General features: G+C 44.9%; 13 protein-coding genes and 3 pseudogenes. 8 read left to right on the top strand and 8 right to left on the bottom strand.

Translation table 11 applies throughout. The features are described from left to right. Positions 1–43: 43 nt before the first annotated feature. A pseudogene (locus RH949_RS15550) lies at positions 44–570 on the top strand (DUF4351 domain-containing protein). A 55-nt stretch (positions 571–625) separates the two neighbouring features. Next, positions 626–1,327: a DUF547 domain-containing protein gene (locus RH949_RS15545; RefSeq protein WP_446354319.1), complete on the top strand. Its 702-nt coding sequence runs from the start codon at positions 626–628 to the stop codon at positions 1,325–1,327. Here the strand turns inward: RH949_RS15545 and RH949_RS15540 are convergent. Beyond that, positions 1,309–2,043 carry a TIGR04283 family arsenosugar biosynthesis glycosyltransferase gene (locus RH949_RS15540; RefSeq protein ID WP_446354317.1) on the bottom strand — a complete coding sequence of 245 codons (735 nt, stop codon included), beginning with the start codon at positions 2,041–2,043 and terminating at the stop codon, positions 1,309–1,311. The genes RH949_RS15545 and RH949_RS15540 overlap by 19 nt on opposite strands. A 138-nt stretch (positions 2,044–2,181) precedes the next feature. On the opposite strand from RH949_RS15540, the gene ubiG reads away from it, so the two are divergent. After that, positions 2,182–2,961, top strand: coding sequence for a bifunctional 2-polyprenyl-6-hydroxyphenol methylase/3-demethylubiquinol 3-O-methyltransferase UbiG (ubiG, locus tag RH949_RS15535; protein WP_446354315.1), 780 nt, complete (start codon positions 2,182–2,184; stop codon positions 2,959–2,961). 165 nt (positions 2,962–3,126) lie between these two features. Here the strand turns inward: ubiG and RH949_RS15530 are convergent, their stop codons facing one another. Next, positions 3,127–4,101 (bottom strand): rhodanese-like domain-containing protein, encoded by a 975-nt coding sequence (locus tag RH949_RS15530; RefSeq protein ID WP_446354313.1) that lies wholly within the window; start codon positions 4,099–4,101, stop codon positions 3,127–3,129. Between the two features lie 212 nt (positions 4,102–4,313). Here RH949_RS15530 and RH949_RS15525 point away from each other — a divergent pair, with 212 nt between their 5' ends. From RH949_RS15525 to RH949_RS15505, 5 genes and pseudogenes are all read left to right on the top strand, one after another. Beyond that, positions 4,314–6,332 (top strand): alpha-amylase family glycosyl hydrolase, encoded by a 2,019-nt coding sequence (locus RH949_RS15525; RefSeq protein WP_446354311.1) that lies wholly within the window; start codon positions 4,314–4,316, stop codon positions 6,330–6,332. A gap of 86 nt (positions 6,333–6,418) precedes the next feature. Next, positions 6,419–6,688, top strand: coding sequence for a hypothetical protein (locus RH949_RS15520; protein ID WP_044209148.1), 270 nt, complete (start codon positions 6,419–6,421; stop codon positions 6,686–6,688). Positions 6,689–6,767: 79 nt separating this feature from the next. Next, positions 6,768–7,436: pseudogene (locus RH949_RS15515) on the top strand (PAS domain-containing protein); the annotation flags it as partial. A gap of 75 nt (positions 7,437–7,511) precedes the next feature. Then, positions 7,512–8,239 (top strand): annotated as a pseudogene (locus RH949_RS15510) (PP2C family protein-serine/threonine phosphatase); the annotation flags it as partial. A gap of 511 nt (positions 8,240–8,750) precedes the next feature. Beyond that, positions 8,751–12,893: a transporter substrate-binding protein gene (locus tag RH949_RS15505; RefSeq protein WP_446354309.1), complete on the top strand. Its 4,143-nt coding sequence runs from the start codon at positions 8,751–8,753 to the stop codon at positions 12,891–12,893. Between the two features lie 247 nt (positions 12,894–13,140). On the opposite strand, the gene chlG is transcribed toward RH949_RS15505, so the two are convergent. The 6 genes from chlG to RH949_RS15475 all read right to left on the bottom strand — a co-directional run bounded on the left by chlG (position 13,141) and on the right by RH949_RS15475 (position 18,949). Then, positions 13,141–14,121, bottom strand: coding sequence for a chlorophyll synthase ChlG (gene chlG / locus RH949_RS15500; protein ID WP_446354307.1), 981 nt, complete (start codon positions 14,119–14,121; stop codon positions 13,141–13,143). Between the two features lie 193 nt (positions 14,122–14,314). Next, entirely contained in the window at positions 14,315–15,415 is a 1,101-nt protein-coding gene (locus RH949_RS15495) for a Get3/ArsA fold putative tail anchor-mediating ATPase NosAFP (protein ID WP_006103376.1), read from the bottom strand. Between the two features lie 32 nt (positions 15,416–15,447). After that, the gene (petP, locus tag RH949_RS15490; RefSeq protein ID WP_006103502.1) at positions 15,448–15,642 is read right to left on the bottom strand and encodes a cytochrome b6f subunit PetP; all 195 of its coding nucleotides are present in this window, start codon (positions 15,640–15,642) and stop codon (positions 15,448–15,450) included. A gap of 138 nt (positions 15,643–15,780) precedes the next feature. Continuing rightward, positions 15,781–17,169 carry an argininosuccinate lyase gene (argH, locus tag RH949_RS15485; RefSeq protein WP_446354304.1) on the bottom strand — a complete coding sequence of 463 codons (1,389 nt, stop codon included), beginning with the start codon at positions 17,167–17,169 and terminating at the stop codon, positions 15,781–15,783. Between the two features lie 58 nt (positions 17,170–17,227). Beyond that, positions 17,228–17,467, bottom strand: coding sequence for a hypothetical protein (locus tag RH949_RS15480; RefSeq protein ID WP_198016535.1), 240 nt, complete (start codon positions 17,465–17,467; stop codon positions 17,228–17,230). Positions 17,468–17,491: 24 nt separating this feature from the next. Beyond that, positions 17,492–18,949 carry a GAF domain-containing SpoIIE family protein phosphatase gene (locus RH949_RS15475; protein WP_044209241.1) on the bottom strand — a complete coding sequence of 486 codons (1,458 nt, stop codon included), beginning with the start codon at positions 18,947–18,949 and terminating at the stop codon, positions 17,492–17,494. Between the last annotated feature and the right edge of the window lie 495 nt (positions 18,950–19,444).

Raw genomic sequence — 19,444 nt, 5'->3', positions numbered from 1 at the left:
TATTTTTGCCTAGCTGTACTAGCGACTCAAAAGGGAGAAACCGATGAGATTTATCAGCCCTAAAGTCGATTACGCATTTAAAAAAATATTCGGTTCTGAACAGAGTAAAGAGATATTAATCAGCTTTCTCAATGCGATCATTTATGCCGGGGAATCAGTCATTAAATCTTTAACCATCGTCAATCCCTATAATCCGGGTCAAGTTCTCAGTTTTATTTTCTCAAAGAAGCCGCAATCTTGGAAGATATTCCCGATACGTTAGGACAAGTGTCAGAGATAGAACTTGCTTTAAATTTAGCGAGCCAAGCGAACATGACAATCGAAGAATTTGAAGTTATAGATAGGCGAGGAATGATTTTACAAGATGAAAAAGGGCGGCTGGCTTATGCAGAACAAAAAGGGGTAAACCGATTAATAATGCGTTTACTGAAAAAGCGTTTTGGTGAACTCCCTATTGAAATAACTAGCCAAATTGAAGACTTATCTCTTGAAAATTTAGAACGTTTAGGGGAAGATGTCTTGGACTTCAACAGTATTGACGATTTGTCGAGTTGGTTGGAAGGGCAATAAGACAGTTTGGTCAAAAAGAGGGAAAACCCGTTAGTTTAGCATAACAGGTACGGAAATGATTGACTTTACCCTCTGGGATCAACTTCTACACCAATACGTTGATAAAAATGGTCGTGTCAATTATCAGGATTGGTCACAGCAATCCTGCCAAACATTAATGAATTGGTTAGAGACTGTAGAACAACTCGATCCCAAATCTCTCTCCAATCCCGATGAACAATTAGCGCTATGGATTAACCTCTATAATGCCTCTGTGATTGCTTCCGTTTTGGCACGCTACCCGATGAACTCCATCCTACCCCGGATTTTCGGTATCCCCAACTGGATAGCCTTTCTCTGGTTCTTCACCCATCCTTTGCCACCCAATCGCCGTTACAGCCTTAACCAAATCGAACACAAAATCCTGCGCCGTGAATTCAATGAACCTCGCATTCATTTTGCCTTGGTTTGTGCAGCGATTGGCTGTCCCTTGCTGCGTCCGGGTGCGTATTGGGCAGAATCGGTACACAACCAATTAGAGGAAGACGCCAGCCGCTTTATTAATAATCCTGATAAAGTGCGATACGAGCCATCTAATCAGACCCTTTATTGTAGTCGTATTTTCAAATGGTATGGGGATGATTTTCTCAAAATTGCTGACTCTATCCCCGATTATATCCGCGCTTACTTGAAAACGGATAGTGCGATCGCGCCGAATACTCCCATTATCTACCTGGACTACGACTGGACGCTCAACGATCAGCGAATATCCGCGTAAAATTTCTTTAAATAAGATGCAGGCATTCCCAACCCCCACAATACACCCACATAAACATAAATCGCCGTCGCTTTCAGTGATCCCCAACCTGCCACGCGGCGATCAGAACTCTGAACCACTCGATTCACCAAACGAATTCGTCCCCGCCTGACCAACTTCAGACACAAATCCGCCTCTTCCATAATCGGTAACGTGGGATCAAACCCGCCACATTCCCAGAAATCGAGGCGGCGAACAAACATCACTTGATCCCCAAACAACAGGCGCAATCCTCGACTAAATAAATGAGGTCGAAACAGTAGAGGCGCATAGTATGTTTTCAGATAATTATGCAACGATATTCCCCAGCGCGTCGTTCGTGAACCCGCCATCAGGGAGATAAATCCACCACAGACAACCGTTGGATCAGTTAAAGTCTGTTGAATGAGTGAAATTAAGTCATCAGGCACTAATGTGTCAGCATGAAGAAAACAGAGAATCTCTCCCTTTGCCTGTTGTGCGCCTTGGTTCATCTGGATCGAACGTCCAGCGTCCTTTGAGAGTATAACCTGTACTCCGGCGGATGACGCGATCGCGACGGTCTCGTCTTCACTTCCACCATCCACCACAATCACCTCTAAAGCAGGAGGCGTCAACACATTGAGATGGCGCAAGGTGCGTTCTAAACAACTTGCCTCATTCAGGGTGGGAATGATAATAGACACAGAAGATGACATGATTGATCGATAGTGTGGGTCTAAGTAGTCAGAATGTTGTAATGCGAGCATCTTGCTCGCTACTCATTCCCAATTTAAATGTGTGACAGCTTACTTAGATATTCCAAAATAGGATCAATATATAGATTTTGCCTTGAAATGATGAAAAATCACCCCCGAAAACGAAATGACTTAGAGTTTTACGACCGGATGGCTGACCGATGGTGGCAACCAAATGAAAAAATATATACCCTCTCTTATCTCAATTCACCTCGCTTTACTTTCTTTGATTATTATGTTAAAGACTGGCAAGGCTTGAACGTTTTAGATGTCGGCTGTGGTGGCGGGTATTCTTGTGAGTTTATGGCGGCAAAGGGGGCAAGTGTCAGTGGAATTGACCGCTCTTATCCATGCATTATCAGCGCTCGAAACCATGCAGCAACTCAGAACTGGGAGATTGACTACAAAGTTGGGCAAGCTGAAGCTTTACCTTGGCAAAATGATATTTTTGATGCTGTCATTTGTGTAGATGTCTTAGAACATGTTGTCGATTGGCAAAAGGCAGTGGCAGAAATTTATCGAGTTTTGCGACCTCAGGGATACTTTTTCTTTGACACCATTAACCGAAATTTCAAGTCCAAACTAATATTTATAGTTTTGTTGGAAGATATTTTACAAGAAATCCCCCGTGGTGTGCATGATTGGCACAAGTTTATTCAACCACAAGAACTGCAAAACTGTTTAATTAAAGTTGGATTTAGTGATATAGATATTAAAGGATTTGACTTGTTTGGGATTTATTCATATCAAAATATTCGTGCCTATATTCACTATAAAAAGACTAGACGATTTCAAGCTAAAATCAGTGATAACACATCCCTGATGTATATTGGCAAAGCAATGAAAGGGAAAGAGAAAAACGCAGAAGGAAATCCGTAAAATTACTGAGGGCTTGCTGAATAAATTTTTGAGTAAGGGGAACTTCAGCTTAACCGGGAATAGAGAAGAGGAAAAGTTGCTGTAGTGCGAGCGTCTCGCTCGCTACTGCGTCTGCGTCTCGCTCGCTACTGCGCTTGCGTCTCGCTCGCTACTGTGTCTTTCGTTTTACTTATTTAGAGGATGAGTCTTAGCCGGATGAGATGACCATTCCCACATCGAACCAGGATAGTTTTTGACACAGGTATACCCTAACTCAGTTAGCACCGCGACAATAAAAGCAGAGCGCACACCCCCTGTACAATAGGTAGCAATCGGAGTCTCGCGATCGCATCCCCGTTGATATAACTGAGTCATAATTTCCTCTGGGGGAAGTAAGTACCCTTTTTTATCCATTAAATCCCGGAAGTGGAAATGCACAGCACCAGGAATATGTCCACCCCGCTTTTCACAGTAGGGCGTAGCGCCAGCAAATTCTTCTGGTGAACGGCTATCAATGACTAAATAGGCTTGAGTTGTCAAATTGTCTTGCAGTTGATGTCGCTGAATCGTCCATAAGGGTGTAGGTTTGACCACAAAGTCTCCGGGTGCTGGACGAGTCACTCCCCAAACCGTGGGAACTCCCACAGAAACCAGCGCCGCCTGTCCGCCATTGACGAAAGCCGCTTGGGGGTGTCCCAGAGTCCGCAACATCCACACCACTCGCCCCTCTTCGCCAAAGTTATTCGGGGGATTGCCAATCACGATAACAGGTTTACGGTTACAGATACCTAAACGCCGCAGTTTTTCTTCGAGTATCTTTGAGTCTTTGAGCAGTTTTCCGTTCGGGGGTAACAGTTGCTCTAAGAATTGCCACCATCCCAACCAAACTGCACCTGGAACATGACTGAAAAACCAGGATATCGGCTGGCGGACATCTAGCACAGTTGCGGCGTTTTGTTCGATGAGTCCCTTGGCTTCGGCTGCATTGACGACCCAGCGATGTTGCAGTTGGCTCATGATTGGGTTGGTTTTGGAAAGATGGGGTAGGTTTTGTTGTTCATTTATTGGTGAGGAGGGCGGGTTTTGTTGTTCCGTTATCGGTGAATAGTTGAATTTAGTCCCTAAACCCGCCCCTACAATTGTCCCTAAACCTAATGGCACTGACTTAAGCCTTTTGGAATCGCTGAAACCCTTGATATACCGTAGGGTGGGCATTGCCCACCAGCATACCAGTCAGTACCATTCCACCTAAACCCGCCCCTACAGTGGCTAAAGGGAAACCCGACAATTGACTTTTTAAATCTCCAGAATAGAATGGTGGTCGGTTGTACGGATCAACCTAAAGTAAGATTCCCATTCAGGAGACCCATACTATGCTCGTCGATCTATTGAGCCGCAAGCAAACCCATTTCGTCTTGTGGCGTCCGGGTATATCCCAACCACCACCCAGCGTTTACATTGCGAAACCTTCAGCTAAGGCTTCAGATCGATTCGAGAAAGTTGGGGAATACCCCCTCAACCAATCTCCAGAGTTCCCAGAGTTGTGGGAAATCTCGGCTCAAGCCTGTGGTTTGACAGAAGGGCAAGTTTACCTGTACTGGTTTAAAATCCACAACACTGAACCCTATAACCCCAACACTATTAATAAAGTTCTCTATTGCACCGATCCAACCGCCACAACTGTAGACCGCCGGATCATCGCCCCCATACCTGACGAGGAAGGCGGTATCGCCAGTCATGATCCGGCTAGTGTTATTTTGTATCAGAATGGCACATTAACGCCCTGTGATCCGGGGGGACAAACGGTGAATTGGGAAGGAGAACCCCCATTAGACACCCTACCCGCGAACAATCAACTGGTTATCTATGAACTACCAACCCGTTGGACTCAAGGAAAAACAGAGGAAAATCGAGAGGTAGGAATTGGTACATTTCAGGATGTGCTGTCTTTGTTGCAACCCCAAGCCACGTCTCCTAATTTTTGCCATGTTGAGGCGTTAACAAATGGGAAAGCGCATCTGATGGAATTAGGAGTCAATGCCTTAGAATTATTGCCCCCAGCCGATAGTGATGACAAGCTGGAATGGGGCTATGGTACGGCTAACTTTTTTGCGGCTGATTTTGATTTAGGACATCCAGAAGGTCAAGATGCACCAACCGCATCCACGGATTTAGCCAATTTAATTAAAGTGTGCCATCAATTGGGAATGCGTTTCTTTGTTGATATGGTGATGGCGTTTTCCCGCAATAATCCGTATCAAAACATCAATTTTCTGGATTTTTACGTCCAATGGCGACCACCGGGCGATCCCCAACGTGATCCTGAACAAGCGGGTCGCGACGGCTTTGGGGGTGACTTATTTAAATACAACTATTGGATTGAAGGGTATCATCCAATTCTGGGCAAAAAATCCTGGTTTGTGCCAGCCCGTGAATATATGAAAGCGTATATGGCTCATTGGCTGAACTACTATCGGGTGGATGGTTTACGACTGGATAGCGTTAATAATGTCGGGAATTATGACTTTTTAGAAAAGTTCCGAGAGTTAGCCCGCACCCTTTGGGAAAAACGGGGCGGTTCCAGTAAGCATTTTTTAGTTGTGGGTGAAGAATTAAGTGTTCCCTTAGCCTTGGTTCATCAAAATCGCTTAGATGGACTGTGGAATGAAAAATTTAAGCAAATTATTCGACAAGTAATTTTAGGCAAGAATGCGTTTAATGACTCTAGCTTTGAATGGAGTGTTCGCAAACTGATTGATTGTCGTTTTCTCGGATTTACCGATAGCGCTCAAGCGGTGAACTATCTCACATCCCATGATGTAGGTGGCTTAGGGAATGAGCGCTTCTATAACTACCTGATCAATAATGGAGTTTATGATACTGAACCCCGGATTAAGCTAGCATTTGTCTGTCTTTTAACCGCTGTTGGGATTCCGATGATTTTGGCAGGGGATGAATTTGGGGATCAGCAAGATCTCGATATTACGGATGAACATGCGGATCATAAACAGGTTGACCCGGTTAACTATAGTCGAGTCCAAGAAGATTGGCGACAACGCATCTTTCAGTATGTGGCGCGGTTAGTTCGCTTCCGCACCTCATCTCAGGCGTTAGCGGTGAATGATAATGAGTTTATTCATGCTGATTTCCATGAAGGTAAACGGGTCTTAGTCTGGCGGCGCGGCAAAAAAGCAGATGAATGTGTGATTGTTGTGGCTAATTTTTCCGACTATGGAACGCCTGTCGGGTCTGAATATAAAGTCCCGAATTGGTCGCCCACTCCAGACGGTAAGCAGTGGAAAGAAATTACCCAAGACCGCATCGTTCCTCCTGAATGGGTGGGCAGAGAACCGATTTTCCCATGGGAAGCAAAAGTTTATGCTCTGATTTAATTTTTTTTAAGGGTAACATCAGCTACAACATTATCCCTGATTTAACCTTGTAGAGACGTTCCGGTGGAACGTCTCTTTCCTTTGCGGTGGTTGATCCTATTTTTCTAGAATATGAACCGGGTGAACGTTTGCAAATGGAAGCCCTGAATGGATATGAAGCTTTAGGTTATCTAGAATACAAAGGCGAAGCCAAAGAACCCCAATGTTTTACGTTAACAGGTGTCGCGGCGGGAATTATGGCATTGCTGCATGGCGAAGGTACGGTTGAGGAACGGGTAGGAACGTATGGTTCGGAAGAAAGCCACTGTATTTGTTGTCAAGAAACATCGTGTAAATTTCAGGTTGAATTACTTTGAATTATTGTTGTAATGACTACATTTATTAACCTGAAAAACCACTATTTAGTAAATAACGTTTTAAACAGGAGCTAATATCATGAAAGATTGTCCTTTATATGCCGTTTATACAGGAGGGATGCTCATCTTAGATGACTCCCTAACCATATTCAATGTTACTCCAGAATTTTGTGAACATTTTACCTGTACTCCGGAGTCGATTGTGGGAAAGCCCTTAGACAGTTTATTCAGTCGCAAAGATAAACGAGGCAGGTTTTTATTCCACAAAAAATTAAGTCAATATAAAAAAGGATTCCTGGACTTAACTATCGTCATATTTATCAATAAAAATGAATTTATTTCCCGTCTGCGACTGGTTAAACGAGACAAAGAATGGTTGGCAATCTTTGAAAATATACTGGCTGAAGAGGATGATCTGTTTCGAGAGTTTTATTTAGGACGAGAACGATGGACAAGTATCGTGCGAAATTCATCAGAGGGTATTGCTATCCTAGATAGTGAGGGACGGTTAGTCGAATTTAATAGTCGCTTCTTGGAAATCATGCAATTCCGCTCTGTTCATGGGGTTTTACTGAATGAATCTGCTATTTTGAATAAATATTTATTTGATTTATCGGACAATGAACAGTTTAATTCAGCCCAACACCATTTTGAAAAAGCCAAAACGAGCAAACGCAAATCCTACCAAGAGATTCAGCATTTATCGTATTATCTCCGTTTAGAAATAACACCGATTTATTTGCCCGTTAAAGGATTTTCTGGATGTAGTTTTGTTATCAAGGACATCACCCACCAAAAACAGCTTGAATTCATGGCGCAACAGTTACAACAGAAAAATCAGGAATTGGAACGCCAGAAACAAGAGTTGCAAGCCGCCCATCAAGAAATTATTACACTGAATCAAAAACTTCATCAAGAAAACCTGCGGCTGAGTGCTGAACTCGACGTGACTAAGAAACTGCAACAGATGATTTTACCCAAACAGGAGGAACTGGATTTAATTGAAGGGCTAGATATTGCGGGATTTATGCAACCTGCTGATGAAGTTGGTGGTGACTATTATGATGTCATTCAACAAAATGGCAATGTCAAAATTAGTATTGGGGATGTTACCGGACATGGGTTAGAAAGTGGAGTGTTGATGCTAATGACTCAAACGGCGGTGCGAACCTTACAAGAAAGTGAGGAAACTAATCCGGTAAAATTTCTGGATATCCTCAATCGCACTATTTACAGTAACATACAGCGGATTAATCCCTATAGAAATGTAACGTTGGCAATTTTAGATTATGCCAATGGTAACTTGGGCGTCAGTGGTCAATACACTTAAATTCCGGAGATGTGATAGTCTTATACACGGATGGTGTCACCGAGGCTTATAACTCCCATCGAAAACAATATGGACTAGAGCGGTTATGTGAAATTGTTAGTCGTAATTGCCATAAATCGGCGCAGGAGATTAGACAAGTGGTGATTGACGATGTACGGCGACATATTGGTGAACAGAAAGTGGCTGATGATATTACGTTAGTGGTACTCAAGCAGAGATAAATATGAATCAGAATCAGATATTGGGAAACTTCAGAGACGATATACTTGCCGATTACAAGCTGTTTAGCGCCATTATTGATATTAAGGTTTAAATGCCGAACAGCTTAACTGTTTAGATGGGCATGATCTTACCGATGTTTTATTGAATTTAATCGCAACTCAATAAACCTGAATATACCTGAAATGTCCTGAAAATATTTAAACTAATTAACCTCAGTTTTACTGAACTCATTATCTTGAACTAAAGTATAATAGTATTCTAGGAATACTTGACCGACGCTAGGTAGTGATTGATAGTCCTAAATTAGGGAGTACCATAATTAAAGTTTATCAGTTTGACTAAGAGATTTGGCTGCTGGTTTAATAAAAATAGGACTTGGATTTTTCCCTGTATTTTTCTGTGATTAAAATTTAATTTTGCAAAAACTCCTGGTTGCCACTCAATTGCCTTGAAAAGGACTAGCTATAGATTCCTCATACACTCTGTATAAAATAACCGTAGGCTTTAATCATGTTGCCTTTAAACCAACCATCCTCTGCATCTGGAGTGCGAGTTGGTATCTTGCATTCCCAAACTGGCACAATGGCTCTGAGTGAGAGACCATTAATTGATGCAGCACTGATGGCGATCGCACAAATCAATCAAGCTGGAGGCGTGTTGGGTGAACCGATTGAGCCGCTTGTGGTTGACGGTGCGTCTGATCCGGCAGAATTTGCCCGCCAAGCCCAACAACTGATTCAATTTGAGGGCGTAACTACCGTTTTTGGCTGTTGGACATCGGCTACCCGTAAAGCGGTTAAACCCATAGTTGAGACGTTGAATGCTCTCCTCTGGTATCCTTTGCAGTACGAAGGATTAGAACAGTCTCCTAACATCTTTTATACGGGCGCTTGTCCCAATCAACAAGTGGAACCCGCCGTCAGTTGGTTACTATCTCACAAAGGAAAGCGCTTCTATCTGCTGGGTTCCGATTATGTTTTTCCCCGTACTTTAAATAAGATTATCACCTGCCAACTCAAGCAACAGGGTGGGGAAGTTATTGGGGAAGACTATGTGGATTTGGCGGAGACGGATTTTAGTGACGCGATCGCCCGCATCCAGCAAACCCAGCCGGATGTTGTTTTCAATACCCTTAATGGACAAGGAAATCAATTTTTCTATCGTCAATACCGAGATGCTGGGATAACTGCTGAGGATATTCCGATTCTGGCGGTGAGTGTGGCGGAAGTAGAACTGCAAACGATGGAGGATGCGGCGGTTGGACATTATGCCAGTTGGAGTTATTTCCAGAGTTTAAATACGCCGGAAAATAATCAGTTTGTGCAGGAATTCCAGGCGCGATATGGCACAAATCGTGTTACGTCTGATCCAATTGAAGCGGCTTATAGTCAAGTTTTCCTGTGGAAATTAGCCGTCGAATCTGCCCAATCCTTTGCCGTAGATCGGGTGCGGTTAGCAGCATACAATCAAAGTTTTGCTGCACCGGGGGGATTGATTCAAATTCAACCCAATCATCATCTGGGTAAACATTCCTATATTGGACAAGTTTTACCCGGTGGACAATTTCAGGTGATCCACAGGAGTCAAACACCGATTAAACCGCTTCCTTGGTTAGGAGTTGAAGAACTTAACTTTAATCAATCAGACTTGGTGATTGAAATGTTATCTCAAGTCAGCCAAGGGATTCAAGAAACCTGGCTGTCGGAGCAAAAATCCCGCCAACTTGAAGCCTTGACGCAAAAATTACAGCAAGCCGAACAAGCCTTACGGGAAAGTGCGATCGCGCTGCGGAATCATAACCGGGTATTAACCCAATTAGCCAAAAGTCCCGCTATCCATCAAGGCGATTTAAATGCCGCTTTCGCTGAAATTACTCAAGCTGGTGTACAAAGTCTGGGCGTTGAACGCACGGGAATTTGGTTATTCGATAAAACCGGAACCAAACTCCAATGTCTTGACCTATGTGACAAGAATCACAACCAACACAGCCAATGGATTGAACTCGCTGTGGCGGACTATCCGACCTATTTTAATGCCTTACAACACGACCAACTGATTGCCGCCGATTATGCCCAAACTGACCCCAAAACCCAAGAATTATCGGCGTCTTATTTGATTCCCTGTAACATCATCTCGGTTCTGGATGTGCCGATTCAAATCCGAGGAGAAATCGCCGGAATCGTCTGTTTAGGGAAAGTGGGAACCATTCGCCATTGGACAGCAGAAGATCAGAATTTTGCCCGATCGCTGGCTGATTTAGTTTCCTTGGCAATGGAAGCGCGAGAACGTAAACAAACCGAGTTTGATTTAGCGGAAAGCCAACGCAGTCTGGCAACGTTAATGAGTAATATACCCGGTATTGCTTACCGTTGTCTGAATGACTCAGACTGGACGATGCTTTTTATCAGTGAAGGCTGCTATGATCTCACAGGTTATCCGGTTGAAGCCTTCACGAAGCAAAAAATACTCACCTACAATCAACTAATTCATCCTGATGACCAAAACGCTGTATTTGATCAGGTACAAGCGGCTATAAATAATCACCGTTCTTACCAAATCACTTATCGAATTATCACCGCAACTGGCGAATTAAAGTGGGTTTGGGAACAAGGTCAGGGGATTTTTTACCCCGATGGTAGGGTGTTTTATCTAGAAGGTTTAATTACGGATATTACCGCACAAAAACAAACTGAAGCGGCGTTACGTAAAAGTGAAGACCGTTGGCAATTAGTGCTAAATAGTACTCAGGATGGCATCTTTGAGTGGAATATCGCCACTGGAAAAGTATTTTCTTCCCCTCACTTGGGAGGGATGCTAGGTTACACCGATCCAACCTTACTGGAAAGCTTTGATCGTTGGCGTAATCTCGTCCATCCAGAAGATATTGATCAAGTTTTAGCCACATTGCAAAACCATTTAACCCAAAAAACTCCCCCCTACAAGTTTGAGTACAGGATGCGCTGCCAAGATGGTAGTTATAAATGGATTTTGGCACGGGGACAAGTGCAATGGAATGAAAACGGACAGCCTGTGCGGGTTGTCGGTTCTCAGCAGGATATCAGCGATCGCAAACAAGCGGAAGAAGAGGTAAAACTCTTATTAAACCTCTCTCAGGCAATTAATGCAGCGCCCGATTTTGATACAGCTTTAGAGGTAGCATTACAGCAGTTATGTGAAATCACGGGTTGGATTTATGGCGAAGCTTGGATTCCCTCCACCGATGAGTCAATTTTAATATCTAGCCGCCGTTGGCATTGTCAACGCCAAGGAATTGAGCCGAATTTGTCTGTAGCCATTGAAGGTTTCCGAGAGTATAGTAAATTACTCACGTTTTATCCAGGAGAAGAGATTCCGGGACAGGTTTGGTTAACTCAACACTCTCAATGGATCAGCGATTTAAGTCAGATCGATGATGTTCTGATGCGATTGGAATCAGCCACAGCCTGTGGTTTTAAAGTGGGCTTTGGCGTACCAATTATTGCCAATGTTAAGCCAGAGAAACCGACACGCCAAGGCAACAGTTGTTTATTGAGTTCTCCCTCTTCTGTATTAGCAATTCTGGTGTTTTTTACCCATGCAAATGGTTCGGAGGACAAACGGTTAAGTGATTTGGTGAATGGGGTGGCGGCTCAATTGGGAACGGTGCTGCAACAGAAGAAAGTGCAAGCCGAAATGAAAGCTCTCTTTGCGGCAATGACCGATATGGTTACAGTGAGAGATGTTTCGGGACGCTGTCTAAATATGATTCCTACCAAGACGTCAAATGTTTACAAATTACCGGAGGCGATGATCGGCAGAAAACTCGATGAGGATTTGCCACGTTCCCAAGCGGATCTGATTCTCCAGGCGATTCTCCAGGCAATATCAACCCAGGAAACCGTCTCGATTGAATATTCCCTGCCGATTAATGGCAAGGAGATTTGGTTGGCGGAAATGATTTCTCCCTTGTCTACAGAAACGGCTATTTTAGTGGCACGAGATATTAGCGATCGCAAGCAAGCAGAAGCAGAGCTTTATTTAGAGAAACAAAAGTCAGAACAGTTATTATTGAATATTTTACCTCAGCCGATTGTTGATCAGCTTAGAAATAATCCTGATGTTATTGCTGAACAGTTTAACGATGTGACCATTTTGTTTGCGGATTTGGTGGGATTTACTCCCCTAGCGGCACGGTTAAAACCGATTGAGTTAGTTAAGTTACTCAATCAGATTTTTTCCCGGTTTGATCAGTTGGTCGATCAATTAGGATTAGAGAAGATAAAAACCATTGGTGATGCCTACATGGTAGCGGCTGGTTTACCGATTCCCCGATCCGATCATGCTGAGGCGATCGCGCAAATGGCACTGGCAATGCAAGCGGCGATGAAACGCTTTCAAGTTGAACTGGGTGAGGATATTAAAATCCGCATTGGGATTAATACAGGCGTTGTAGTGGCTGGGGTGATTGGAACGAAGAAGTTTATCTATGATTTGTGGGGAGATGCGGTGAATATTGCCTCACGCATGGAATCCTCTGGTGAAGCGGGACGGATTCAAGTTACTGAAGCAACATATCAGCAACTTAAGGATAACTATCAGTTGGAAAAACGAGGAGTGATTAATATTAGGGGGAGAGGCGAAATGGTTACCTATTGGCTTCTGGGTAATCAATAATTGTCTAGCTAAACTCTAAAATTATGGCACATACAGTATTAGTAGCGAGCAAGATGCAAAGCCTGCGGCATGGCTTCGCTAAACGCACTACAAGGATTGCGCTCTTATTGACATTACGGTTTAAATGCCGAACAGCTTAACCCGGATTTGGTATAACACGGTGTAGTACAGGAACGATAAAACAGTGCTTTTCGACTCTTGGAAATGGTGTATTATATCGAGTCTGAAAACGCTGTAAATGAATAATCTAAATCCCCGCATGACCTAACGCTAAACCTGCAACCAGCATCCCCAGAACCAAAAATGGTTGAGCGCTGGCTTGATATTTCACATCATTTTCCAGGGGCGATCGCAGAAAGTACATATCCTGAAATGTAATCTGAGGCACAATTAACAGCAACAGTATCGCCGCATAGAGATTTTGATGAATGCTAACTAAATACCCCGCAATCCCCGCTTGAAAGATATCAATCATCAGCACACAGATCCAAGCCGCTGTCCCCACGCCAAACATCACCGGAATAGACTTCAGCCCCAATTGGCGATCGCCTTCCACACTCTTGAAGTCATTCACCACAGCAATGCCTAAACCTGCCAGACTATAAATCAGGGTAAGAATCACAATCGTCCAATTCAGATCCCCAAATAAAGCATGACCCGCCCACCAGGGAAGGGCAATATAACTCGCACCCAGGGCGTAGTTTCCTAGCCAACCATTCTTTTTCAGTTTTAAGGGCGGCGCTGAGTAAATATAGGCGAGAAACGCCCCAAAAAGGGTTAAACAGGTTAATGTGGGAAACTCATGACCCACCCATTGATCTAACCCATACGCCACACTGATACCCGCCAGCAATAGCAAGACAATCTGAGTCACCACTTGAGGAACCGAAATTGCCCCAGAGGGAATCGGGCGGTAGGGTTCATTAATCGCATCTAATTCGCGATCATAAAAATCATTCAGGGTTTGGGTATACCCCGCCATCAACGGACCCGACAGTAACATACACGTCACCGCTCTCAGGATATCTTCCGGCGTCCAGGTATATCCACCGCCCGACGCCGCGCCACAGACAACCCCCCAGATTAGAGGAATCCAGGTAATCGGTTTCATTAACTGGAGACGAATTTTCCAGATCGATTTTTCACCCGGGGCGGCACCTTTCATGCCTAGAAGTTGGCGCGTTTTACCCGTTTTATCGCTTTGTTCGGTTGAGGGAGAGTTAGACATTTTAGTATTAAGTGTTGAGTGTGTAGGGGCGGGTTTAGGGATTTCCTTATTGGTATTGATGGTAACGTTTGTACAAAACCCGCCCTAACCGATACGTAGAGGCAGGTTTCACTATTATCCTTTGAAATGGTGCGTTACGCTCCGCTAACGCACCCTACGCCCACCCCGACAAATGACATAAGACAAATGACAATCAGAACGAAATAATTAAACGCTGATCTTGGAACTTCGCCCCTTTCACAGCTTGACCGCTTAATTGGGGCGGAAGCCAAATATTACGCCGCTGATCGCCCGCTTCAATTGTCACCTCTGGACCATATTGGGTGAGTTTCACCTGCTTTTTGTCGAAGCCCGGTAAAAATAAACTGACTTGACGATTCGCCACATCTATGGTAATAGCCTTGGGCGCTTGCATCGCTTGTTTAAAATCAGGTAAGGCATCCATCAACGGTTGCCAGTCAGCCACCTGAGATAACTGGGGCAAAGCGCTAACCGTTAACGGGGCAAAATCAGCGGCTAACGTATCCGTTGCTGGAATTTGGTTCAACAGAACCCCCCCCACCGTCAGATTAACCTGCTGGGCGCTTCCCCAGAAATACTTAGCCGTCGCTAAAGCCGCCGTATCTCCCGTGGTCACCAAATACGCCGCCACCCGATTCGGATCAGCCACAGCCGTTTTACCCTGTTCCAGCATTTGGCTAGTTTGCTGAGTCGGTTTATTGGCAAAATCGTCGGGTGTCCAGGTCACATTCAGAATGGCACTGGTAACGGGTTGGATAAATGGGGAAATCGCCTTACCCAGATCCGACTCGGTAAAGATTTGGCGAAAGCGGCGAAAATACCAACTGAGAATTTCTGGCATCCCCAGCATCCTCAATGTGGCTTGATCGCCGCTGCCATCATAGATGATCACATCATACTCACCACTGGCATCGTACTCGCGAATCGCATTCAGGGCTAAAGCACTATCCATCCCCGGTAAAATGCCCAATTCTTGACCATAGACATTTTTCAGCGTTGGCGATCGCAAATACTCCGCCTCTAGCTTTTTCACCTCATCCCAACTCCGTTCCAGGAGGAGGGTAGACTGAAGCTGAACCGCTTTCAGGTTCGGTTCCACCTCCGTCGGATCAGCCCTGGGGAATGTTCCCAGTAACAGTCCAAACGCCGGGGTAGGATCTTGCCCGACTAAAAGGACACGCTGACCAAGATTTGCGAACTTTTTAGCCGCCGCGATCGCAATTGTGGTACGACCGGTGCCGCCTTTGCCTAAAAAGGTGAGAATAAAAGCCATGATTTTGCTGGACGCTGCTGGGGAAGTCGTCACTAACTGACGGGTTTGAGTTCATCTTCAAAAAACCAGGTTGCCGTGCTGTCGTCAAATTCGACGATCGCACCGACACCGCTGCCATCTGTCATTTTAAAGTCTTTGACGATGCCAACTTTCCCTAGTTTATTCACGATATCGCCCGACACCCGGTCTCTGAGACGACAAACTTGAACTTTTTGACCAATCTCCATTATTGCTGCTATTACTTTTAATAGGATGAACCATTCCAAAGTGTACCGGAATCTGGGACGTTGGGTTAGATCTGGCGCTGACTTTTCGCAGCCGGTTAGTAGTCGGCACTTTAGTGCCATCCAGCGCTAAAGCGCTGACTACAAACTTACCATCCGCTCCTGAGCTTCCGCCAAGGCGCGTCGGACTTGCTCAAATCCTGTTCCCCCATAACTATTACGAGCAGAAACCACCTGATTGGGTGCGATCGCCTCGTAAATATCCTCCTCAAAGGCAGGATGGATTTCTTTCCACTCTGACACCGTTAAGTCTTTCAGCAGTTTACCCGACCCTAGACAGGTTCTCACCACTTTACCGACCAAGTTATAGGCTTCTCGGAAGGGAACCCCTTTACTTGCCAAATAATCCGCCACATCGGTAGCGTTGGAGAAATCTTCCGTCACGGCTGAGGCGAGACGCGGAGGACAAAACTCTAGCCCCTCCCGTAACAGAATTGTCATGGCTTCCAGACATCCTTTAACCGTTTTCACGCTGTCAAATAATGCCTCTTTATCCTCCTGCAAATCCTTGTTATACGCCAAAGGCAATCCCTTCATCAGCACCAACATGGCTTGCAGATGCCCAAACACCCGTCCTGTTTTACCCCGTACCAATTCCGGCACATCTGGGTTCTTCTTTTGCGGCATAATACTCGAACCTGTCGAGCAATTATCCTTGAGGGTAACAAAGCCAAATTCCTGAGACGCCCAGAGAATAATTTCCTCCGACAGTCGGCTCAAGTGAACCATAATCAAACTCGCCGCCGTCAAAAATTCAATGGCAAAGTCGCGATCGCTCACCCCATCTAAACTATTACGATAAACATCGCCAAAGTCTAGCAGGGAGGCGCTGTAGTGCCGATCAATCGGGAATGTCGTCCCCGCTAGCGCCCCACACCCTAAAGGAGAAATATTTACCCGCTGGTAAATTTCCCCCAATCGTTGCCAATCCCGTTGCACCATTTCCCAATACGCCAGCAAATGATGGGCTAAACTCAACGGCTGGGCGCGTTGGAGATGGGTGTAGCCAGGGATAAGGGTTTCGACATGGGATTCAGCCAGAGTAAGCAAAACCCCTTGCATCTGTCGCAACTGAGTCCGAATTTGGGTAATTTGATCCCGCAAATAGAGCCGCGTATCTGTACCCACTTGGTCATTTCGCGATCGCGCCGTGTGTAGCTTTTTCCCCACATCGCCAACAAGTTCCGTGAGGCGTCGTTCCACGGCAAAATGAACGTCCTCAGCGTCAATACCGGGGTTAAATTTTCCCTGGCGGTATTCTGAACGAATTTGTTCTAACCCGTTCACCAGTTGTTCCGCTTCAGGGGCTGAAATAATGCCAGTGTGTGCCAGCATCTTCGCATGAGCCACCGAACCCGTCAGATCATACTCAATCAGCTCGATATCGAACCCAATACTGGCATTGAACTGTGCGATCGCCGGATGCAGTGCCGATTCAAATCGCTGACTCCACGTTGTTTGTTCCGTCACAATACCGATTCACCAATGACAAAGGACAAATGACAAAGGACAAAGGACAAAGGACAAATCACCCAAACGAACTCATCCCCCGAAAAATATAACCGATAACTAAACCAATCAAAAATGCCCAGACTTGACCCGATTCAATGAAATTATTGAACGCCTGTTGAATTTGACCCAAAATATCCGGCTCTTCAAATTGCTGGGCTAACACCAGTCCATCGGTTAGCCATGGACTCACCAAGTCAATCAAGGGATGAAGACCAGTTACAACAGACGTTAGAGCTTGCACTTCCACAAAAGCCATGGCGATGATTGCCTTTAAATTAGGTTACTCGGAAGATTTTACCTGCAACACGACCAAGGTCATATCATCTCCGTTACGGTTTTTCCCGCCCATAAACTCTCCCACCCGCTCAAATAGATAATCTAGGATGGGTTGAGAGCCTTGGCGATGTTCACACGCCCACCGAAAGGCTTCAATCAGATTTTCCTCATCAAAGCGATCGCCGTGTTGATTGGCGACATCAGTAAATCCATCCGTGTAATAGATAATCGTGTCTCCTACATCGAGTTGGATTTGATCATCTTCATACTGAGAATCTGCCTCTAAGCCAATCAACATCCCATCCGTATCCAGACGTTGGATGGAATGGCTGGACGCTTTCCATAGGAAAGGGGGGTTATGGGCAGCATTGCTATAGGACAAAATCCGGGTTTGAGGATCGTACTCCGAATAAAACAGGGTGACAAATCGATTGGAATTTTCCAAATCCGCATACATCACCCGATTCAAATGTTCCAGGATGCGGGCAGGGGTATGACGGTTGAGGACTTCTGCCCGAAGCATACCCCGCGTCATTGTCATAATCAAGCCCGCTGGCACGCCTTTGCCCATGACATCACCAATAACCACGCTCCAAGGTACAGAGGCTTTGTGAGCATCAATATGTTTATTGTCACAAGGCGGGATCGGACGAAGCTGATCATAATTGGTGGGAATAAAATCATAATAATCCCCACCGACTCGACTTGCCGTCTGACACCGAGCCGCCAGTTCAATTCCTTTAATCGAGGGACATTGACGGGGGAGGAGGCGTAATTGGATTTCCGCGCCAATTTCTAACTCTCGATCTAAGCGTTCTTTTTTGCGAAGTTCTACAGTCAGTTCATCATTCGCGATCGCGACGGCTGTTTGATCGGCTACCAAACGCACTAACTTCTGTCGAGTTGGCGTCCAGCTATAATTCAGGTCATCAGTAAACACATACAAACGCCCTCGTTCGACATTTTTAATTAAAATCGGTGTGCCAAATAACTGAATATCTGTGTCTAAATAGCGATTGACCTGATCGTCAAATGATGACCAAATGGCGTCCAACTGTTCTGGACTCATTGCCGATTTTCCATCCTCATTGCCTTGAGCCGCGATCGTCTGAGTTGCCCGTTCAAGTGCTGGACGCAAGGTTTGACACTCTTGATTATCTTGGCAATGCATCTGTTCTAGCCGGAGTTGACCATTTGGTTTTAACAAAACCAATGCGCCTCCCTCCGTATCGGTAACCCGTGCTGACATCAAGGGAATTAATTCTAAAAATTGATTCAAATTGTTGAAGCTGCGTAGGGCAAATCCCAGTGAGCTTAACAAATCTTGGATTTTATGTTGTTCTCGGTGTAGGCAAGCCACAAGTTCTTTCAGGGCGGAAACGGGTGTTCTGTCAGAAGCCGCGATATAGGGTGTGCCATTCGCTGAATTAGGGGGTTGGCTGGGGAAGGGGCGTGCTGTCATTACATCAGGGTTTGGGAGCATCACTTTTTACTAAAGATATAGTCCAATCGGAGGTAGTCTCTACACTTATGGTCTTCAAGTAGCTATTGAAACACTTTTGACCATCCATGCTTCCATAAGTAAGTTGCAAACGTCCGGACAGTCTTCTTGCAGGCATGAATAGGACAATATAAAAAGCGTGGGAAAATCCCGATGACATCCTATCTTAACGCTGTTGGTCTTTGGCGCTGTATTGAAGTCTGTTCCGGTTATTGTATAAGTATTTGACTGATTTTAGGTGTCAATCATAGCGCCAATTGAATATTCTGCCAACGTCTATCTGGGGGATTAGTTAAACTCTGTCTTGTTTTTGGTCTTCAATCAAGCCTCCAAAATCACGATTAGCACTTCAGGAATTCCCCATTTTTTCTATCGATTGGAAAATAAAAGGTACATTTACCCTTTTCTTCGACCAGGATAATAGAGCAACCGCTGATATCGGACAAAACCGATAAT

Source organism: Coleofasciculus sp. A1-SPW-01 (assembly GCF_040217205.1).
Lineage (GTDB): Bacteria > Cyanobacteriota > Cyanobacteriia > Cyanobacteriales > Coleofasciculaceae > Coleofasciculus > Coleofasciculus chthonoplastes_A.
This window is presented reverse-complemented; position numbering and strand designations above follow the sequence as displayed.

Coding starts and splice junctions, on each gene's coding strand:
- RH949_RS15545 (WP_446354319.1), top strand. CDS start 626: ATGATTGACTTTACCCTCTGGGATCAACTTCTACACCAATACGTTGAT.
- RH949_RS15540 (WP_446354317.1), bottom strand. CDS start 2,043: ATGTCATCTTCTGTGTCTATTATCATTCCCACCCTGAATGAGGCAAGT.
- ubiG (WP_446354315.1), top strand. CDS start 2,182: ATGATGAAAAATCACCCCCGAAAACGAAATGACTTAGAGTTTTACGAC.
- RH949_RS15525 (WP_446354311.1), top strand. CDS start 4,314: ATGCTCGTCGATCTATTGAGCCGCAAGCAAACCCATTTCGTCTTGTGG.
- RH949_RS15505 (WP_446354309.1), top strand. CDS start 8,751: ATGTTGCCTTTAAACCAACCATCCTCTGCATCTGGAGTGCGAGTTGGT.
- chlG (WP_446354307.1), bottom strand. CDS start 14,121: ATGTCTAACTCTCCCTCAACCGAACAAAGCGATAAAACGGGTAAAACG.
- RH949_RS15495 (WP_006103376.1), bottom strand. CDS start 15,415: ATGGCTTTTATTCTCACCTTTTTAGGCAAAGGCGGCACCGGTCGTACC.
- petP (WP_006103502.1), bottom strand. CDS start 15,642: ATGGAGATTGGTCAAAAAGTTCAAGTTTGTCGTCTCAGAGACCGGGTG.
- RH949_RS15480 (WP_198016535.1), bottom strand. CDS start 17,467: ATGGCTTTTGTGGAAGTGCAAGCTCTAACGTCTGTTGTAACTGGTCTT.
- RH949_RS15475 (WP_044209241.1), bottom strand. CDS start 18,949: ATGACAGCACGCCCCTTCCCCAGCCAACCCCCTAATTCAGCGAATGGC.